We start from the raw sequence: 18,047 nt of genomic DNA on the forward strand, positions 1-18,047 counted from the left end.
GGCATCAATCCTGCCCGTCTTCGCCAGTGCCGTCCTCGGCGGTGCAGCCCCAGCCGTCATATTCCACGTCGTATAGCAGCTCGATCTGCAGGCAGCGCAGCGTCAGCGCCTTGATCGCGGCTTCGTCGGCGGCCTGTTCGCAGCCGAGGAACAGCGAAATCTCGCCGTCTTCATCCTCTTCGCGCTCGATCACCGTAAAGCCCAGCTCCTCGGCATTCTCCTCCAGCCGATCGAGCGCCTCTTCCTCGCCGCGGAAGCTGACATCCACGGGCCGGACGATGTCGGCGACATCGCCATTCTCGGCCAGGCTGGCGAGCACGTCCTTGTCCGCCGCCCATTCGGCATCGAGCCGCGCCTGATCGACTTCGGGAAGAGTCATGCCGCCACCTTCAAACTGCCAACGAATTTCTCGAACAGGTACAGGCTGTCCTGCGGACCCGGGCTGGCCTCGGGGTGATATTGCACGCTGAATGCGGGGCGGTCGGTCAGTTCGAAGCCGGCATTGCTGCCGTCGAACAGCGACACATGCGTCTCGCGCGCGGTCTCCGGCAGGCTCTCGCCGATTACCGCGAAGCCGTGATTCATGCTGGTGATCTCGACCACGCCGTCGGCGAGGCGCTTGACCGGATGATTGGCGCCGCGATGCCCCTGGAACATCTTGGTGGTGCGGCCGCCCACCGCCAGCGCGAGCAATTGGTGGCCAAGGCAGATGCCGAACAGCGGGATGCGCGTCTCCAGCAGCTGCTGGATCACCGGCACGGCATAGTGGCCGGTCGCGGCGGGATCGCCCGGGCCGTTGGACAGGAAAATGCCATCGGGCGCGAGCGCCATCACCTCGTCATAGGTTGCGGTGGCGGGCAGCACGCTGACCTTCGCGCCGGCGGCGGCAAGATTGCGATAGATGTTGCGCTTGGCGCCGTAATCGATCGCCACGACGTGGGGCTTCGTCTCCGCGCCCGACGCCGCACCATAGCCAAACCCCAACTTCCACACGCCGCCTTCCCAGCCATAATGCGTTTCGGTCGTCACATCCTTGGCCAGGTCCATGCCCTCCAGCCCCGGCCAGGCGCGCGCCTTCTCCAGCAGCGCCGGAATATCGAAGTCGCCGCTCGCCGAATGCGCGATCACGCCATTGGGCGCGCCGCCGACGCGGATGCGCTTGGTCAGTGCGCGGGTATCGATCCCGGCCAGACCGATCCGCCCATGCTTGGCCATCCAGGCGTCAAGCCGCTCGACCGAGCGAAAGTTCGACGGCTCGGTCACATCCTCGCGCACGATGATGCCCAGCGCATGCGGATCATCCGCCTCGAGGTCGTCCGGATTGGCCCCGACATTGCCGATATGCGGAAAGGTGAAGGTCACCATCTGCCCGGCGAAGCTCGGATCGGTCATCACTTCCTGATAGCCGGTCATCGCCGTGTGGAAGCACACTTCGCCCACCGCCACGCCTTCCGCGCCGAACCCGCGCCCCCACGCCACGTCCCCGGTCGACAGCACCAGCACGCCGGTCGCGCCGTCTGGAGCCTTGGCCGAAACCTTGGCAGGCATGGCAATAGGTTTGGCGTCGGCCATGTCGGCGGGCACTCCGTTTCGTTATCGATGTCGCTAAGCGGCGTTGGCTAGAGACGCATGTCGGATGCGTCAATCGCTTAAACCGGCTAGACCGCGTTGCGACAAAAAGGACGTAGAATGATTCGAGACGACATCAAGGCCGCACAGATCACCGCAATGAAGGCCGGCGACAAAGTAACCCGGAATGCGGTCAGCCTGATCCAGGCCGCGGTGAAGAACCGCGATATCGAAGCGCGCGCGCCTCAGTCAAGGGATGGCAAGGCCCCCGAGAGCGACGATGCGTTGGTCATCGAAGTGCTGCAGAAGATGGTCAAGCAGCGCCGCGAATCGATCGACATGTATGTGAAGGGCGGGCGCCAGGAACTGGCCGATGCCGAAAGCGCCGAAGTCGCGGTGATCGAACGCTTCCTGCCGCAGCAGATGGACGAAGCGCAGACCGCGGCGGCGATCGAGGCGATCAAGGTCGAGCTGGGTGCTGCCGGCATGAAGGACATGGGCCGCGTGATGGCCGAGCTGAAGGCGCGCCATGCCAGCGAGCTGGACATGAGCAAGGCGAGCGGGCTGGTGAAGGCGGCGCTGGCCTAAGATGAGCCACGGCGCACCTCTTCTTACCCCCTCCTGCGCGCGGGAGGGGGTATGACCCTCTCGCCCCAATTCCTTGACGAGCTCCGCGCGCGCACGCTCCTGTCCACGCTGATCGGCCGCACCACCAAGCTGCAGAAAGCCGGGCGCGAATTCCGCGCCTGCTGCCCGTTCCACAACGAAAAGACCCCGTCCTTCTACGTCAACGACGACAAGGGCTTCTATCACTGCTTCGGCTGCTCGGCGCATGGCGACGCGATCCGCTGGATGACCGATCAGCGCGGCCTGCCGTTCATGGATGCGGTAAAGGAACTGGCGCAGGCCGCCGGCATGGAGCTGCCGGCGCTGGACCCACGCGCGGCGGAAAAGGCCGAAGCAGCCAAGGGCCTGCACGAGGCCTGCGCCGATGCCGCGAGCTGGTTCACCGATCAGCTCAACGGCCTGGCCGGCGCCGAAGCGCGCAGCGTGCTGGAAAAGCGCGGCATCAGGAGCGAGACGGCCCGCGCTTTCGGCCTGGGTTACGCCCCCGATTCGCGCGGCAAACTGAAGGACGCGCTGAAGGATTATGGCGATCCGCTGCTGATCGAAGCCGGTCTGCTCATCTCCGTCGAGCAAAAGACGCCCTATGATCGCTTCCGCGGCCGGCTGATGATCCCGATCCGCGATCCGCGCGGGCGCACCGTCGCGTTCGGCGGGCGCATCATCGGCGAGGGTGAGCCGAAATACCTCAACTCGCCGGAAACCCCGCTCTTCGACAAGGGCCGCACGCTCTACAATCTCGACAAGGCCGCCCCCGCCGCGCGGAAAACCGGCCGCATCCTCGTGGTCGAAGGCTATATGGATGTCATCGCGCTGGCGCAGGCCGGCTTTGAGGAGGCGGTCGCGCCGCTCGGCACCGCGCTCACCGAGGCGCAGCTCGAACGGCTGTGGCGGATGAGCGACGTGCCGATCCTGTGCCTCGATGGCGACAGCGCCGGCCAGAAAGCCGCGATCCGCGCCGCGCACCGCGCGCTGCCGATGCTGGCCCCCGGTCGCAGCCTCGCCTTTGTCACGCTCCCGCAAGGCCAGGACCCGGACGATCTGGTCCGCGCAAAAGGCGCGCCCGCGTTCGAAGCATTGCTTAAAACGCCCGAGCAGCTGGTCGACAAGCTTTGGAAATATGAACTCGAGTTTGAGGCGCATGACACGCCCGAACAAAAGGCCGGGTTGAAGGCCCGACTTAACGAACTTGCGGGCACTATCTCGGATATCTCAGTCCGGAAAGAATACGAGACCGACTTCCGCAATCGGTTTTACGAGTATTTCCAAGCTAAGCGCCGTTCCTCTCTTCAGCCCTTACAAAAAAAGCAGCAGGGCAAGCGAGGAGCCACCGGGCAGTGGAAGCAACCAATTGAACCGCCTTCCCATTTCGCAAAGGCTGTTCGCAATCGCGGCGTCGACACCATTCTTGCTCAGGCCGTCATTGCCGGCCTGCTGCGCCATCCGCCGGAGATCGGGCGCCATATGGCCGAGCTTGGCAGGCTTCAGCTTGCCGATAGCGACCTTGAGCGGATCGCCGAAAAGCTCGTCGATTTGGCGGTAGAAGACGCGCATTCCGGAAAGACGCTTGATAGTGAGGGCCTCCTCACCATATTGGCGGCATCTGGATTTGATATAATCGCGCATGATCTGTTGCGAGCCGATCAATTATCCTGCTCGTTCACACAGAAGGATGCGGAACCGGCTCAGGCGCGCGCGGACCTCGATGAGGCCATCGCAATCCTGGTGTCGCGACCGGAAGTGGATGCGGCGCTGGCCGATGCGACGGCAGAGATGCAAGCGCGCTATTCGGACGAAGCGTTCGAACGGCAGGTGGCGCTGGTGAAGGAACAACAGGCGCTCGACGCTCGGCTTGCCAATCTGGTGCAGGCGAACGAAGACGCCAGGGTATTTAGTGCTGAGGGCAATTGATGGCGAAGACCGACATGGCGGATGCTGCCGACACGACCGAATCCGGCGATGCACCGCTGATCGACTTGAATGATGCCTCGATCAAGAAGGTGATCGCGCGCGCCAAGAAGCGTGGCTACATCACCTATGAGCAGCTCAACGAGGCGCTGCCGCAGGGCGAGATGTCGTCCGACCAGATCGAGGACATCTCCGCGGCGCTCAGCGAAATGGGCATCAACATTGTCGAGAATGACGAAGCCGGCGAGGAAGGCGACGAAAAGCCTGCCGACGAGGACGAGGTCGAATCGGTCGACGCGTCGGACGATGGCCCGCAACAGCTCGACGTAAAGAAAAAAGAAGTCATCGATCGTACCGACGATCCGGTGCGCATGTACCTGCGCGAGATGGGCGCGGTCGAGCTGCTGTCGCGCGAAGGCGAGATCGCCATCGCCAAGCGCATCGAGGCTGGTCGCGACACGATGATCCTCGGCCTGTGCGAATCGCCGATCACCTTCAACGCGATCATCGATTGGTCGACCGCGCTTAACGAAGGCACGATGCAGCTGCGTGAGATCATGGATCTCGATGCCATGCTGTCCAAGGATCCAGCGCCCGAATCGCTCACCGACGACGAAGAAGGCTCGGGCGAGATCAGCGAGAAGACCGCCGGCCCCAGCTTCAAGGAAGAGGAAGAGCCCGAGGAATCCCCCGCTGAAGAGGAAGAGGATTCGATGCAGGAGCGGCGCACGCCGCGCCCGTCCGATGACGAGGAAGAGGATAACACGCTCAGCCTCGCGCAGATGGAGGAGCAGCTCAAGCCGATCGCGCTCGAACGCTTCGCCAGCATCACCGCGCTCTACAAGAAGTTCAGCAAGGTCCAGCAGCAGCGGCTCGATGCGATGAGCGGCGGCGGCGAGCTTTCGGCCGCCGACGAGCGCAAATATCACAAGTTGCGCGAAGAGCTCACCGCCGAGGTCGAAAGCGTCCAGTTCCACAACGCCAAGATCGAATATCTCGTCGATCAGCTTTACGCCTTCAACCGTCGCCTGACGGCGCTGGGTGGCCAGATGCTGCGCCTCGCCGAACGCCACAAGGTGCCGCGCAAGGATTTCCTCGATCGCTATATCGGGCATGAGCTTGATGAGCAGTGGATCGCCAATCTCGGCAAGCTCGACAAGAAATGGACCGCCTTCGTCACCAACGAGAGCGATTCGGTCGATCGTATCCGCAACGAGATTTCGGAGATCAGCCAGGCCACCGGCATGGCGCTCGGCGAGTTCCGTCGCATCGTCAACATGGTCCAGAAGGGCGAGCGCGAGGCGCGCATCGCCAAGAAGGAAATGGTCGAAGCCAACCTGCGGCTGGTGATTTCGATCGCCAAGAAATACACCAATCGCGGCCTGCAGTTCCTGGATCTCATCCAGGAGGGCAATATCGGCCTCATGAAGGCGGTCGATAAATTCGAATATCGCCGCGGTTACAAGTTCAGCACTTATGCCACGTGGTGGATCCGCCAGGCGATCACGCGTTCGATCGCCGATCAGGCACGCACCATCCGTATCCCGGTGCACATGATCGAGACGATCAACAAGCTGGTGCGCACCAGCCGCCAGTTCCTCCATGAGCAGGGCCGCGAGCCCACGCCCGAGGAAATGGCCGAGCGCCTCTCCATGCCCTTGGAGAAGGTGCGCAAGGTGATGAAGATCGCCAAGGAGCCGATCAGCCTCGAAACGCCGATCGGCGACGAGGAAGACAGCCACCTCGGCGATTTCATCGAGGACAAGAACGCGATCATTCCGGTGGATGCCGCGATCCAGGCGAACCTCAAGGAAACCGTCACGCGCGTGCTGGCGTCGCTCACGCCGCGCGAGGAGCGCGTGCTGCGCATGCGCTTCGGCATCGGCATGAACACCGATCACACGCTGGAAGAAGTTGGCCAGCAATTCTCGGTCACGCGCGAGCGTATCCGCCAGATCGAGGCCAAGGCGCTACGCAAATTGAAGCACCCCAGTCGCAGCCGCAAGATGCGCAGCTTTCTCGACCAGTAAGCCCTGCCCTGCCGCCATGCCGAACCGAGGTCGGCCTGGCGGCAGCTTGGCGACCGCGCCAACGCGCCAGCCTTGATCAACTCGGCGCGGCCCCGGCGCAGCCCCGCAGCGTTATGCCCGGTCACGCCGATGCCCCCGTTCCAAGCAATGTGTCGCGAAATTGCCACCGCTCCGGAGGCGCCATCTTGCGCGCCTTGGTCCAAGCGCGCTTCACCGCAGCATGAGTGCCATGCCGCGCCACCCTCCGGATGATCCCGCGGCCGACGCGATCGGCGCGCCTCCGCCCCGCGTCGATATCGTCACCGCGTCGGCGCTCGTCCGCCATTTCGGGCTATGGCAACGGCGCGCCACCACGGCGCCCGTCTATGTGCTGTATCGTGGCCGCCCGCGTCTGGTGCTCACATCGATCGAGGTGATGGAAACGTTGCTCGCGCCGCGTCTCCCCGGCGGGAATTGCCAGGCCCCGGAAATCGCACCGTTGCTGGAGCTGATCCGCGACATGGTGGTGATCGGCGATCACGATCTGCGCATCACTGCGGCCAGCCGCACGGCACGAAACTATTTCGGTCAGGCGGTCGCGATCGGCCTGCCGCTCGATACGGTCGCGCCGGCGCCGGCGCGCGCCGCGCTGCGGCGCACCTTGTGTCACGTCCAGGTCAGCGGCGTGCATCAATATGTCGATATCGCCAGCCCGCATCGCGCCGGGTTGCCGCTGACGATTGCCATCGATCGCTTTGCCGGCGGGCTCGCCATCTCGATCAGCGATCCACCGCCCCGGTAACCCGCCGCCCGGATAACGCGCCGCCAAATCGCCCACTAAATCGGGTGAGTCGAGTTCAAATCGGGCGAGCATAAACCTGCTGTTTACATGCGCTATGCTAGTAGTGCGTGGCATAACACAGATCGATCGCACGATTTTGGGTCGATATACGGGGAATCATGGCGCAAGATTTAACAACACTGGCCAGGTGTCAGGGTAATTGGGGCCTGATTGCTGCGCTGGCCGATGCCGATGGCACGAGCCGGCACCCCATGCCCACGCGGCTCGCGGCGCGCGACGCGGCGGTGCGCGATCTCTCCGATGCCATCCATGCCTGGTGCTGGCTGCACGGCCGCCAGCCGGGGTTGATCGAATATGCGATCCAGACGAACGCGCAGCCGCTGGCGCAGGAATGGCTGATCGAGGCCGCCGCAGGCTTTGCCGCGGAGCGCTCATATCTGGCCAGGCTCGTTGCCGCCGCCGGTCATCAGCCTTCCACGCCAGGCCAGGCAGAATCCGAAGCCGCCGTGCTTGGTCAGCGGCACGCGCTCGATATGCTGGCGCAATCCGAACGCACGGGCTGCGCCACCGGCGCAGCGATTGCGCTGGTGATCGATTGGGCCGCGATCCGCGTGCCGCTCGATGCCGCCGCGCGACGCTTTGGCGTCGAGCCCGCGCCCTTCCCCTTGCCGCTCGATTCGGAAATCGAAACGGTCGTTTTGTCGCTCGGGCAAAGCCCCGCAATCGAACGCGCGATGGCCTTTGGCGCGCAACAATTGCTCGCCCAGCATCGCGGCCTGTGGACCTTGATCGAGGCCCGCGCCAGCGCGCGCGACGCGTTGTAGCATCCACGCCGGCTTGCGCCGCGGCGCGCATTGCTTCTATTCCCCGAACCGATCTTTCAAAATTCGGGATGCGCGACCATGAAACGCTTCGAAGGCACGCAAAGCTACGTCGCCACCGATGACCTGAAGGTCGCGGTCAATGCCGCGGTCACCTTGCGCCGCCCCCTGCTGGTCAAGGGCGAGCCCGGCACCGGCAAGACCGTGCTCGCCTATGAGATCGCCAAGGCGGTTGGCGCCGAATTGATCGAGTGGAACGTCAAATCCACCACCAAGGCGCAGCAGGGGCTGTACGAATATGATGCCGTGGCGCGGCTGCGCGACGGCCAGTTGGGCGACGAACGCGTCCACGATATCGGCAATTACATCCGCCGCGGTAAGTTGTGGGAGGCGTTCACCCGGCCCCGGCCGCCGGTGCTGCTGATCGACGAGATCGACAAAGCCGATATCGAATTCCCCAACGATCTGTTGCAGGAACTCGATCGCATGGAATTCCACGTCTACGAAACTAAGGAAACGGTGCGCGCGGTCGAACGCCCGATCGTCGTGATCACCAGCAATAACGAAAAGGAATTGCCCGACGCGTTCCTGCGCCGTTGCTTCTTCCATTATATCAAATTTCCCGATCGCCAGACGATGCAGGCGATCGTCGACGTGCACTTCCCGGGCATCCAGAAGATCCTCGTCAGCAAGGCGATGGATATTTTCTATGACGTGCGCGACGTGCCGGGGCTGAAAAAGAAGCCGAGCACCAGCGAATTGCTCGATTGGCTCAAGCTGCTGCTGCACGAGGATATGCCGCTCGAGGTGCTGCAGAATCGGGATCCTACCAAGGCGATCCCGCCCCTCCACGGCGCACTGCTCAAGAACGAACAGGATGTGATGCTGTTCGAACGACTCGCCTTCATGGCCAAGCGCCAGCAGAAGGCCTGATCCGATCAGCCCGGGCGCCCTGTCACGGTTTATGCGCCATAAAGCATTCTTGGTGACAGGCCGTTTGCGCAGTGCCGTTAGCCCCGCCGGCAAGATGCGGATGATCGGCCCTGTTCTTGTTGCGCTCGCGACGCTGTGCAGCACGGCTCCTGCCCAGAGCGCTTCGCTGCTCGATTATGTCGGCGAATGCGTGCCGTTCGCGCGTGCCGCCTCCGGGATTCAAATCTACGGCAATGCCTGGACCTGGTGGGATCAGGCGGATGGTCGATACCGGCGCGGGGAAACACCGCGGGTCGGGGCGGTCATCGTGTTTGAGAAATCCGCGCAGCTCCGTCTGGGCCATGTCGCGGTGGTCAGCCGCGTGGTCACCCGCCGCGTCCTGATGATCACCCACGCCAACTGGTCACGCCAGAATGGCGAACGCGGCCATGCGGAGCAGGATGTGACGCTCACCGATGTGTCGCCGAACAATGATTGGACGTCGGTGAAGGTCTGGTACCGCGATCGCGATGGACTCGGCGGCAGCATCTATCCGGTCTATGGCTTTATCTATGGCAATCCCGATGCCGCTGCCCCTCGGGCGCTCGCCAGGGCCGTTCCCGCCCCCGAGCTCACCGGCCGCAATCCTGATTATGTCGGCGCGCTGATCGACGCCTACTGAGCCTCGACAGCGACGCGGCGGGTCGTCACAGTGTCGGCATGTTTCTGAACTTCCTCGATGAGCTCCGGGCCGCGGGCATCCCCGCCAGTCTCAAGGAGCATCTGCTGCTGCTGGAAGCGCTCGACGCCGAGGTGATCGATCGCACGCCCGAGGATTTCTATTATCTCTCGCGCGCGATTTACGTGAAGGATGAAGGCCTGCTCGATAAATTCGATCAGGTGTTCGCCAAAGTCTTTCGCGGCCTCGCCACCACCGCCGGCACGGACCATGCTGATATCCCGGAGGATTGGCTGAAGGCCGTCGCCGCCAAATATCTCACGCCCGAAGAAATGGAAAAGATCACCTCGCTCGGTTCGTGGGACGAGATCATGCAGACGCTCAAGGAGCGGATCGAGGAGCAGAAAGGGCGCCATCAGGGCGGTAATAAATGGGTCGGCACCGGCGGCACCAGCCCGTACGGCAATAGCGGCTACAATCCCGAAGGCGTGAGGATTGGCGGCGAAAGTACGCACAAACGTGCGCTCAAAGTATGGGACCACCGCGCCTTCAAAAACCTCGACAGCACCAAGGAACTGGGCACGCGCAATATCAAGGTGGCGCTGCGCCGGCTGCGCAAGTTCGCGCGCGAGGGCGCTGCCGACGAACTCGATATCGATGCCACGATCGCTGGCACCGCGCGGCAGGGGTGGCTCGATGTCGTGATGCGCGCGGAGCGCCGCAACGCGGTCAAGCTGCTCCTGTTTCTGGATGTCGGCGGCTCGATGGATCCCTGGATCAAGCTGTGCGAGGAATTGTTCTCTGCCGCCACCAGCGAGTTCAAAAACCTTGAATTCTTCTATTTCCACAATTGCCCTTACGAGGGCGTGTGGAAGGACAATAAGCGCCGCTTTACTGACCGGACGCCGATGTGGGACGTGCTCCACAAATACGGTCATGATTATAAGCTCGTCTTTGTCGGCGACGCGGCGATGAGCCCGTACGAGATAACCCATCCCGGTGGCTCAGTGGAGCATTTCAACGAAGAATCCGGGGCGGTGTGGCTGCATCGTCTGACCACCACTTATCCCGCCGCGGTGTGGCTCAATCCCGTGCCGCGCGAGCAATGGGGCTATTCGCAAAGCACGCGCATCATCGCGGAATTGATGACCGACCGCATGTATCCCCTGACGCTGGCGGGACTGGACCAAGCCATGCGCGAACTAACGCGCAAACGCTGATCAGAGCGACGTCAATGTCATCGAACGCAGCAGCGACCGTTCGATCGGCGCATCAAATCGACAAGCAGTAAAGCCATCTCGCGCCCAAACCACCGTCGCCGAGATTGGATTGCTACCGGGAAAGCGCACCCATAGCCGCTCCTGCGCACTGTAATCATTCGGCGATTCAAGGCGGCAGCCATACGCTGAAATGTCGCACAACACCGCATCGTCCGGCAAACTGCCATGGCGGCGTACCGTAGCGGTGGTTATTACTACGGAATGACGTGGCACCGTGCGGTATTCGACTAACGCCGGCTGGACTTTCCTGAATTGCGTGGCGCGCGATGCCATGGTCGTCTCCCGAGAAACTTCGGCTTGGCGCAAAATAGTGAATGAGATGTTACTATTATCACCAGTGTAAATTGAAATATTGGATCAACCTGCTGATCAGGCAGCTTTTTCGCGCGAAAAGTAGCGCTGTTCAGCCGTTCAGCGCGAGCAATTTTGCGCGAAACTGCTCGGCCAGCGCCAGTCGCCGTTCACGCCCGGCTGGCGTCACGGCTGTGCGTGCTGCTGCCTGCTCCTGCACAACGCGCCGTGCATAATAATGCAAATTGGAAGTCATTGGCCCCGTCCCCACAACGATCCCCTGTCATTGTCAGCGTTGCTTCAAATTTAGGTCGAATCCCAATAGTTTGTGAGAGCTCTCTGGACCTTTGCGACCAACCGTTTATTTGCTGCGCCATAGTGATGGCAGCACCATGAAGTGGCCGTCAGTACAATAACGCAGCGCGAGACGACTCGTACCAAGCGCGTTCGTCAGCCGCGGCGGCGTCCTCCAGATCGCGTGCGGCAGCGTTGGAGTCATCGACCCATGCGCGCAGCCCCTCCCCGCCGTTGATCACGTCGATCGCCAGTTTACCGAATTCATACTCATACGGAAAATCGCGCCAAAGATCATAATCGGGATAAAGCGCGCGGATCGCCTTGAACCCCGCCGCTTGCACACGCCACGGCCGGAATGCCACATGATCGTAGCTCGCGCCCTCGGCATGAAGGAACACGCCACTGCACAATTGCCCGACATGCTTGTGAAAGGTCGGCTGGAACCAGAAATCGCGTAGTGTGCATCCCGCCAGCCAGTCGGGCGCGATGCGGTGCATCTCGGCGATCACGGCCTTGGCGTCGATATCAGGCGCACCGAACAGCTCTAGCGGCCGCGTCGTGCCACGGCCTTCGGATAGATTGGTGCCCTCGAGCATCACCGTCCCGGCATAGGCGCGCGCCATGTTGACGTTGGCCGCATTTGGGCTGGGGTTGATCCACACGCGATCCTCTGGCCAGCCGAAGCCCGGCGCCGCGCCGGGCGTCCAGCCCTCCATCGCGATCACGCGGTAATCCACGTCGATGCCATGTTGCGCGATGAACCAGTGTCCCAGCTCACCCAGCGTCAGGCCATGCCGCATCGGCATCGGCCCCGCCCCGACAAAGCTTTCCCATCCCGGCAACAGCGTCAGCCCCTCGATCGGCCGCCCCGCTGGATTGGGCCGATCGAGCACCCATACCGACTTGTGATGCTCGGCGGCAGCCTCGAGCACGTAGAGCAACGTCGTCACGAACGTGTAGATGCGGCACCCGACATCCTGCAGATCAATCAGGATGGTATCGAACGTATCCATCGACGCCGCCGTCGGCCGCCGGACCTCGCCATACAGGCTGAACACCGGAATATTGTACTGAGGATCGGTGAAGTCGGGCGACTCCATCATGTTGTCCTGCAAATCCCCGCGGACACCGTGCTGCGGCCCGAACATGGCCGTGATATTCACCCCGGTCGCGATCAGCGCATCCAGGCTATGCGTCAGATCGGCGGTGACCGAGGCGGGGTGCGCGAGGAGCGCAACGCGCTTGCCCTCCAGCGGCTGGCGCAGGGCGGGGTCGGTGAGCAGGCGATCAATACCGAATTTCATGGCCGCGTTGGTGCCGCCAGGGTGGCGATAAAGCAATCCCGGTTATGGAAATCGGGTGCCCCGGGCGCGTGCCCCAGCGCCCAATAGGATTTGGTCCCGTCGCGTTCTTCGATGACAGCGGAGAGGCCGATCTGCCACGGCGGGGGTGGCAGATGCGACACATCGACGGTCACGCGAATGCCGTTCTCGATCGGCTCGATCTGAGGCGACGCAGCAAGCGGCCATCGCCGCATTCCCCCGCGATAGGCATCGAAGGCGTAGGCCGCCCACCGGGTTGAGGGCGAGAAATTGAATTCGACATAGCCCGGCTCTCCCAACGGCGCGATGAAGAGCTCGAAACAGGTTGTTTTCCACAGGTCATCGGCCCGTTGGCTCATCGCCTTGGCGGGTATGAGCGGAACCGGGCCCGCGACGACGAAGCGCAATGCTGCGGCATCACGACTGATCTCGCCTTGCACCTCGATCGCACGTCCGGCCGGAGCCGGCATGAGCGGGTGCGGCAGCAACGAATATAGCACCAGACCTCCGTTTCGGCTGAGCGTGTCGACGGCCGGCCCGCGTCGCACGGTAAAGAGAAAGACGCCTCTTCCACAAGTACTTCGCCGAAGCTTGGAGGATGGGTGGAAAAATCTTCGCAATGCGCCTACATGCCGCCCTTCCCATGGCAACCATACTCCCCTCCCCGCCGAAGATCGGCATGGTCTCGCTCGGCTGTCCCAAAAACCTGGTCGACAGCGAACGCATCCTCACCAAGCTGCGCAGCGATGGCTATGCCATGTCGCCCGATTATGCCGGCGCAGACGTCGTGCTCGTCAACACCTGCGGCTTTCTCGATTCGGCGAAGGAAGAATCGCTCGAAGCGATTGGTGAAGCGATCGCCGAGAATGGCCGCGTGATTGTCACCGGCTGCATGGGCAAGGAAGCCGAGACGATCCGCGCGCGCTTTCCCGGCATCCTCGCTGTCACCGGCGCGCATCAATATGAGGAAGTCGTCGGCGCGGTGCACGAAGCAGCACCTATGCCGCCCAGCGCGTTCCTCAATCTCGTTCCCGATAGCGGGCTGAAACTCACCCCGCGCCACTACAGCTATCTAAAGATCAGCGAGGGTTGCAACCACCGCTGCTCGTTCTGCATCATCCCCAGCCTGCGCGGCGATCTCGTCAGCCGCCGCCCCGATGCGATCTTGCGCGAAGCCGAAAAGCTTATCGCTGCCGGGACCAAAGAATTGCTGGTGATCAGCCAGGACACCTCGGCCTATGGCGTGGACATCCGCCATCATCCACGCATGTGGCACGGCCATGAAGTCCGCGCGCACATGACCGATCTGTCGCGCGAACTCGGCAAATTAGGCGCCTGGATCCGCCTGCATTACGTTTACCCCTACCCGCATGTCGATCAGGTCATCCCGTTGATGGCGGAGGGCCTGATCCTGCCGTATCTCGACATTCCGTTTCAGCATGCCAGCCGCAACGTGCTGAAATTGATGAAGCGCCCCGCCAACGAGACCAAGGTGCTCGAACGGATCAAGCACTGGCGGACGATCGCGCCCGACATCGCCATTCGCTCGACCTTCGTCGTCGGCTTCCCGGGCGAGACCGAGGACGATTTCGCCTATCTGATGGACTGGCTGCAGGAAGCGCAACTCGATCGGGTCGGCGCGTTCCGCTTCGAGCCGGTCGAAGGCGCGGTGGCCAATCTGCTGCCCGATCACGTGCCCGAAGAGATCAAGGAAGAGCGGTACGCGCGCCTGATGGAGCTGACCGCGCGCATCTCGGCGGAGAAATTGCAGGCCAAGATCGGTCGTACGCTCGACGTGATCATCGACGAGGTCGGTGAAGACGGGGCGACCGGGCGCTCGCAGGCGGACGCGCCCGAGATCGATGGCGAGGTCTTCCTGCGCGATGCCGGGCATCTTCAGCAGGGCGATATCGTGCCGGTGCTGATCGAGGATGCCGACGAGCATGATCTGTATGGCGTGCCGGTCTGATTGTTTACGCCGGCCCTTCTGCGGCCTAGTCAGACCGAAAGTGTCGATGAGGTCCGGTCTTGAGTGTTGTTGCTGCCTACCAATATCGCGACGGCCAGCGCGTCGGCGAAATCTCCATCGACCAGCCCGTGCCGTGCGGCGACAACCCTTCCGAATTCGTCTGGATCGGGCTGCTCGAACCCGCCGACGAGGAATTGCTCAAGCTACAAGAGCAGTTCGGGCTGCACCCGCTGGCGGTCGAGGATGCGCTGAAGGCGCATCAATTGCCCAAGGTCGACGTGTACGGCGATCAATTGTTCGTCATCGCGCGCACCGCGCACCGCGATGCGGACAAGATCGCGTACGGCGAAACGTCGATCTTTGTCGGTCGCCATCACATCATCACCGTGCGGCACGGTTCGGCGCGCGCGCATAGCGATCTGCGCGTCCATCTCGAGGCATCGCCGGTACTGCTGCGCCACGGCGTCGATTATGTCCTGCATGCGATCATCGATTTTATCGTCGATGGCTATCTGCCGATCGTCGACGCGATCGAGGAGGAGGTGCTCCAAATCGAGCAGCGCGCGATGCATTCCTCGCTGCAAATGGAGGAAACCGCGCGGTTGTTTTCGCAACGCCGCGAAGTCATTCGCTTCCAGCGCATCATCGGGCCGATGGGCGAAGTCGCCAACAAACTCGCCAATCTCGATATGCCGTGCATCGATCGCGAAGCGCGGCCGTATTTTCGCGATGTGCTCGATCATGTCCGTCGCGTTGAGAACATGGTCGGCGGGCTGCGCGAAGCACTGACATCGGTGTTCGAAGTCAGCGCGTTGCTCGAACAACAGCGCCAGGGCGGGATCACGCGGCAGTTGGCCGCCTGGGCAGCAATTCTCGCCGTGCCCACCGCCATCGCCGGTATTTACGGCATGAACTTCAAATACATGCCCGAACTGGACATGCGCTATGGCTATCCCACGGTGATTGCCGTGATCGCCACGTTGTGCACCGGCCTGTTCGTCCGATTTAAGCGTGCGCACTGGCTGTAGCACTGCAACGCCATTCAGGGCCAAGGGAGCCTCTAGCTCGGCTAACGGGTAGCGCTAGCCGTGAAGTGCGGACGATGCGGCAATTGCCGCCATGCATTGGCCAAGTTCGGCCTGACGGAACGGCTTGGTCAGCCGGCTTAACAATGGATCGATGCCTTCCGCCTCGGAATAGCCCGAAATGATCAACACCGACAGACCTGGCCGTTTGCGCCGGTCTTCCGCGATCAGCTGCGTGCCGGTCATGCGCGGCATCAGGTGATCGGTCACCAGGAAGTCGATTGGGCTCTGCTGATCGAGCAGACGCAATGCCTCTTCCCCCGATTCTGCTTCGATCACCGAATAGCCCAGCTCGGTCAGCATATCGGCGGTGCTGGATCGCACCAGTGCCTCGTCGTCGACCAGCAGCACGGCACCCGATCCCGGCATGGTCAGTCCGACGGCCTGCTCTTCCGACAGAAACGCTTCCTACGTCGCCAGCGGCAGGCGGATCTCGATCGTCGTCCCGGCACCGGGCGCGCTTTCGATGACAAGTGAGCCGCCGAGTTGCGCCGCCAGCCCATGAACCATCGAGAGCCCCAATCCTGTTCCCTGTCCCACGCCCTTGGTGGAAAAGAACGGCTCGGTCGCCCGAAGCCGGGTCGCCTCGTCCATGCCGACGCCGGTATCCCTGACGCGAATGCGCAACACGCGGCGGGGCGGCGATTCGGGGTCATTCGCGCCGATCTGCTCCGCCGCGACCGCGATCGCCAAGGTACCGCCGTCGGGCATCGCATCGCGCGCGTTCACCGCGAGATTCAACAGCGCCATCTCGACTTGGTTGGCATCGGCAACCGCGGCCGGCAAGCCGGGTGGGACGTCCAGAACGATCTCGGTGCGCGGCCCCATCGTGCTCGAAAGCAGGTCGTCCATGCCCTTGACCAAGGATCCCACGTCGACTGGCTGCGGCTGCAATGGCTGTCGGCGCGCGAAGGCGAGCAAGCGCTGGACGAGCGTCTTCGCGCGCTCCGCCGACTGCAGCGCGCCGTCGATCATGCGCTGCGTCCGTTCGTCGCCGATGCCCTTGCGCTGAAGCAAGTCCATGCTGCCGATGATTGGCGTGAGTAAATTGTTGAAATCATGCGCTACGCCACCGGTGAGTTGCCCGATGGCGTCCATCTTTTGGCTTTGCCGCAACGCCTCCTGGGCCTGCGCCAATTCGGCGTCACGCACCAGCCGCGCCGTGACATCGGTGACGAACTGATATGCTCCCACCTGTTCCCCCGCCGCGCCGAGCAGCGGGCTGAACTTCATCTCATAATATCGCTGCGCTTCCTCGGCACTGCCAAAACGATCGATCGCCGAATAGGCTTCGCCACGAAGCGCCCTTCCCCACACCCGCTCTACGGCAACGCAATGATCCGGCTGTCCGGCGAGCAGCTCCAGCATCGAATCCCCGGCATGCGGGCGTACGCCAAAGATCCGCTCGAACTCGTCCGCGCTGGCCTTGTTGATCGCCAGCCATCGCAGATCCATGTCGACGACCTGAACATACACGTCGGTCGTTTCGACGACTTGGGCCAGGATGCGCCGCTCGGCCAGCGCGTCCGCGACGCGTTGCTCCAAAGTGGCATTGAGATTGCGCAGCCGGGCCTCATTCTCCTCGAGCGCCTTGCGCGCGGTCCACGCTTCGGTAACGTCGTGACCTTCGCAGAAAATGCCCGTAACGGTACCATCCTCGTCGATCACCGGTTCGTAAATAAAGTCCAGATATCGCTCGGTTTCGGGTTCGCTGTCAGAGGGCCTCAGCCGAACCGACACGTTATTGGCGACATAGCGCTCACCGGTCGTATAGGCTTGATCGAGCCATTCGAAGAACCCTTGCCCCTCCAGTTCCGGAAACACTTCCCGTACGTTGCGGCCGATATACTGCCGCTCGCCGAATAGCCGGACGTAGGAGTCGTTGACGAACTCGAACACGTGGTTCGGCTGCCCAAGCACGGTGATGAACCCGGGGGCCTGGGCGAACAATCGCCGCTGGCGATCGATTTCGCGAACACGACGCTCTTCGGCCAGCACCTGCACGGTGGTTTCGGTGCACGCGCAAAACATGCCGGCGATGTCGCCGTCGTCATCGCGCACGGGTGAATAGGAGAAGGTAAACCACGCCTGCTCATCAAAGCCGCGGCGGCGCAACGTCAGCGGCAAATTTTCGTGGTAGGTCGGATTGCCCGACAGCGCGGCGCTCACCAGCGGCTCGATGTCGCGCCAGATTTCCGACCAGACCTCGCGAAAGGGCCGGCCCAGCGCCGCCGGATGCTTCGATCCGAGAATCTCGACGTACGAATCGTTGTACAGGAAGGCGAGATCCTCGCCCCACGCCATGAACATCGGAAAGCGCGACGTGAGCATCAGTCCCACGACGGAGCGCAAAGATTGCGGCCATGCCTCGGGCGGCCCCAGGGGCGTCGCTGCCCAATCGTGCGTGCGCATCATCAGGCCGAGCGCTCCGCCGCCGGAGAGGAAGGGCGGGCCGTCAGCCATGATACATTCCGTTCGT

General features: G+C 62.7%; 18 protein-coding genes. 10 read left to right on the forward strand and 8 right to left on the reverse strand.

Annotated features, from left to right (window positions below):
• Window positions 1-4 precede the first annotated feature (4 nt).
• Window positions 5-379 (reverse strand): ribonuclease E inhibitor RraB, encoded by a 375-nt coding sequence (locus ABC969_RS03435; protein ID WP_345862972.1) that lies wholly within the window; start codon window positions 377-379, stop codon window positions 5-7.
• Complete coding sequence (carA, locus tag ABC969_RS03440; RefSeq protein ID WP_345862973.1) at window positions 376-1,572, reverse strand: glutamine-hydrolyzing carbamoyl-phosphate synthase small subunit; 1,197 nt, start codon at window positions 1,570-1,572, stop codon at window positions 376-378. Before carA ends, ABC969_RS03435 begins: the two co-directional genes overlap by 4 nt.
• Before the next feature lie 117 nt (window positions 1,573-1,689).
• Between carA and ABC969_RS03445 the strand changes: the two genes are divergently transcribed.
• The 8 genes from ABC969_RS03445 to ABC969_RS03480 all read left to right on the forward strand — a co-directional run bounded on the left by ABC969_RS03445 (window position 1,690) and on the right by ABC969_RS03480 (window position 10,544).
• Window positions 1,690-2,157, forward strand: a complete 468-nt coding sequence (locus ABC969_RS03445; RefSeq protein ID WP_345862974.1) for a GatB/YqeY domain-containing protein — start codon at window positions 1,690-1,692, stop codon at window positions 2,155-2,157.
• A gap of 51 nt (window positions 2,158-2,208) precedes the next feature.
• Complete coding sequence (gene dnaG / locus ABC969_RS03450) at window positions 2,209-4,104, forward strand: DNA primase (protein WP_345862976.1); 1,896 nt, start codon at window positions 2,209-2,211, stop codon at window positions 4,102-4,104.
• Window positions 4,104-6,131: an RNA polymerase sigma factor RpoD gene (rpoD, locus tag ABC969_RS03455; RefSeq protein WP_345862978.1), complete on the forward strand. Its 2,028-nt coding sequence runs from the start codon at window positions 4,104-4,106 to the stop codon at window positions 6,129-6,131. The genes dnaG and rpoD overlap by 1 nt, the downstream gene beginning before the upstream one ends.
• Window positions 6,132-6,360: 229 nt before the next feature.
• Complete coding sequence (locus ABC969_RS03460; RefSeq protein ID WP_345862979.1) at window positions 6,361-6,912, forward strand: hypothetical protein; 552 nt, start codon at window positions 6,361-6,363, stop codon at window positions 6,910-6,912.
• A gap of 158 nt (window positions 6,913-7,070) precedes the next feature.
• Window positions 7,071-7,736: a DUF6975 family protein gene (locus tag ABC969_RS03465; RefSeq protein WP_345862981.1), complete on the forward strand. Its 666-nt coding sequence runs from the start codon at window positions 7,071-7,073 to the stop codon at window positions 7,734-7,736.
• 78 nt (window positions 7,737-7,814) lie between these two features.
• Window positions 7,815-8,666, forward strand: a complete 852-nt coding sequence (locus tag ABC969_RS03470) for an AAA family ATPase (protein WP_345862982.1) — start codon at window positions 7,815-7,817, stop codon at window positions 8,664-8,666.
• Window positions 8,667-8,766: 100 nt separating this feature from the next.
• Window positions 8,767-9,327, forward strand: a complete 561-nt coding sequence (locus ABC969_RS03475; RefSeq protein ID WP_380808962.1) for a CHAP domain-containing protein — start codon at window positions 8,767-8,769, stop codon at window positions 9,325-9,327.
• 38 nt (window positions 9,328-9,365) lie between these two features.
• Window positions 9,366-10,544 (forward strand): vWA domain-containing protein, encoded by a 1,179-nt coding sequence (locus ABC969_RS03480; RefSeq protein WP_345862983.1) that lies wholly within the window; start codon window positions 9,366-9,368, stop codon window positions 10,542-10,544.
• Here ABC969_RS03480 and ABC969_RS03485 read toward each other — a convergent pair whose 3' ends face one another.
• The 4 genes from ABC969_RS03485 to ABC969_RS03500 form a co-directional block, all read right to left on the reverse strand.
• On the reverse strand, window positions 10,545-10,877 hold the full coding sequence (locus ABC969_RS03485; protein WP_345862984.1) for a PilZ domain-containing protein: 333 nt from the start codon (window positions 10,875-10,877) through the stop codon (window positions 10,545-10,547). It lies immediately after the preceding gene.
• Window positions 10,878-11,007: 130 nt separating this feature from the next.
• Window positions 11,008-11,151, reverse strand: coding sequence for a hypothetical protein (locus ABC969_RS03490; RefSeq protein WP_345862985.1), 144 nt, complete (start codon window positions 11,149-11,151; stop codon window positions 11,008-11,010).
• A 148-nt stretch (window positions 11,152-11,299) separates the two neighbouring features.
• Window positions 11,300-12,496 (reverse strand): exo-beta-N-acetylmuramidase NamZ family protein, encoded by a 1,197-nt coding sequence (locus ABC969_RS03495; protein WP_345862986.1) that lies wholly within the window; start codon window positions 12,494-12,496, stop codon window positions 11,300-11,302.
• On the reverse strand, window positions 12,493-13,002 hold the full coding sequence (locus ABC969_RS03500) for a DOMON-like domain-containing protein (protein ID WP_345862987.1): 510 nt from the start codon (window positions 13,000-13,002) through the stop codon (window positions 12,493-12,495). Before ABC969_RS03500 ends, ABC969_RS03495 begins: the two co-directional genes overlap by 4 nt.
• 155 nt (window positions 13,003-13,157) lie before the next feature.
• On the opposite strand from ABC969_RS03500, the gene rimO reads away from it, so the two are divergent.
• On the forward strand, window positions 13,158-14,483 hold the full coding sequence (gene rimO, locus ABC969_RS03505; protein ID WP_345862988.1) for a 30S ribosomal protein S12 methylthiotransferase RimO: 1,326 nt from the start codon (window positions 13,158-13,160) through the stop codon (window positions 14,481-14,483).
• A gap of 59 nt (window positions 14,484-14,542) precedes the next feature.
• A complete protein-coding gene (corA, locus tag ABC969_RS03510; protein WP_345862990.1) occupies window positions 14,543-15,511 on the forward strand; it encodes a magnesium/cobalt transporter CorA in 969 nt (322 codons plus the stop codon).
• 54 nt (window positions 15,512-15,565) lie between these two features.
• On the opposite strand, the gene ABC969_RS03515 is transcribed toward corA, so the two are convergent.
• Both ABC969_RS03515 and ABC969_RS03520 read right to left on the reverse strand, forming a co-directional pair.
• Window positions 15,566-15,937, reverse strand: coding sequence for a response regulator (locus ABC969_RS03515; protein WP_345862991.1), 372 nt, complete (start codon window positions 15,935-15,937; stop codon window positions 15,566-15,568).
• 39 nt (window positions 15,938-15,976) lie between these two features.
• Complete coding sequence (locus ABC969_RS03520) at window positions 15,977-18,031, reverse strand: PAS domain-containing protein (protein WP_345862992.1); 2,055 nt, start codon at window positions 18,029-18,031, stop codon at window positions 15,977-15,979.
• Between the last annotated feature and the right edge of the window lie 16 nt (window positions 18,032-18,047).

This window comes from Sphingomonas qilianensis, assembly GCF_039614825.1.
In the GTDB taxonomy this organism is placed as follows: Bacteria; Pseudomonadota; Alphaproteobacteria; order Sphingomonadales; family Sphingomonadaceae; genus Sphingomonas; species Sphingomonas qilianensis.

Bases quoted from the DNA above. Each gene is read 5' to 3' on its own strand.
- rpoD (WP_345862978.1), top strand. From the start codon at position 4,104: ATGGCGAAGACCGACATGGCGGATGCTGCCGACACGACCGAATCCGGC.
- rimO (WP_345862988.1), top strand. From the start codon at position 13,158: ATGGCAACCATACTCCCCTCCCCGCCGAAGATCGGCATGGTCTCGCTC.
- ABC969_RS03465 (WP_345862981.1), top strand. From the start codon at position 7,071: ATGGCGCAAGATTTAACAACACTGGCCAGGTGTCAGGGTAATTGGGGC.
- ABC969_RS03515 (WP_345862991.1), bottom strand. From the start codon at position 15,937: ATGCCGGGATCGGGTGCCGTGCTGCTGGTCGACGACGAGGCACTGGTG.
- ABC969_RS03520 (WP_345862992.1), bottom strand. From the start codon at position 18,031: ATGGCTGACGGCCCGCCCTTCCTCTCCGGCGGCGGAGCGCTCGGCCTG.
- ABC969_RS03475 (WP_380808962.1), top strand. From the start codon at position 8,767: ATGATCGGCCCTGTTCTTGTTGCGCTCGCGACGCTGTGCAGCACGGCT.
- carA (WP_345862973.1), bottom strand. From the start codon at position 1,572: ATGGCCGACGCCAAACCTATTGCCATGCCTGCCAAGGTTTCGGCCAAG.
- ABC969_RS03485 (WP_345862984.1), bottom strand. From the start codon at position 10,877: ATGGCATCGCGCGCCACGCAATTCAGGAAAGTCCAGCCGGCGTTAGTC.
- ABC969_RS03460 (WP_345862979.1), top strand. From the start codon at position 6,361: ATGCCGCGCCACCCTCCGGATGATCCCGCGGCCGACGCGATCGGCGCG.
- ABC969_RS03490 (WP_345862985.1), bottom strand. From the start codon at position 11,151: ATGACTTCCAATTTGCATTATTATGCACGGCGCGTTGTGCAGGAGCAG.
- ABC969_RS03495 (WP_345862986.1), bottom strand. From the start codon at position 12,496: ATGAAATTCGGTATTGATCGCCTGCTCACCGACCCCGCCCTGCGCCAG.
- dnaG (WP_345862976.1), top strand. From the start codon at position 2,209: ATGACCCTCTCGCCCCAATTCCTTGACGAGCTCCGCGCGCGCACGCTC.
- ABC969_RS03445 (WP_345862974.1), top strand. From the start codon at position 1,690: ATGATTCGAGACGACATCAAGGCCGCACAGATCACCGCAATGAAGGCC.
- ABC969_RS03435 (WP_345862972.1), bottom strand. From the start codon at position 379: ATGACTCTTCCCGAAGTCGATCAGGCGCGGCTCGATGCCGAATGGGCG.
- ABC969_RS03480 (WP_345862983.1), top strand. From the start codon at position 9,366: ATGTTTCTGAACTTCCTCGATGAGCTCCGGGCCGCGGGCATCCCCGCC.
- ABC969_RS03470 (WP_345862982.1), top strand. From the start codon at position 7,815: ATGAAACGCTTCGAAGGCACGCAAAGCTACGTCGCCACCGATGACCTG.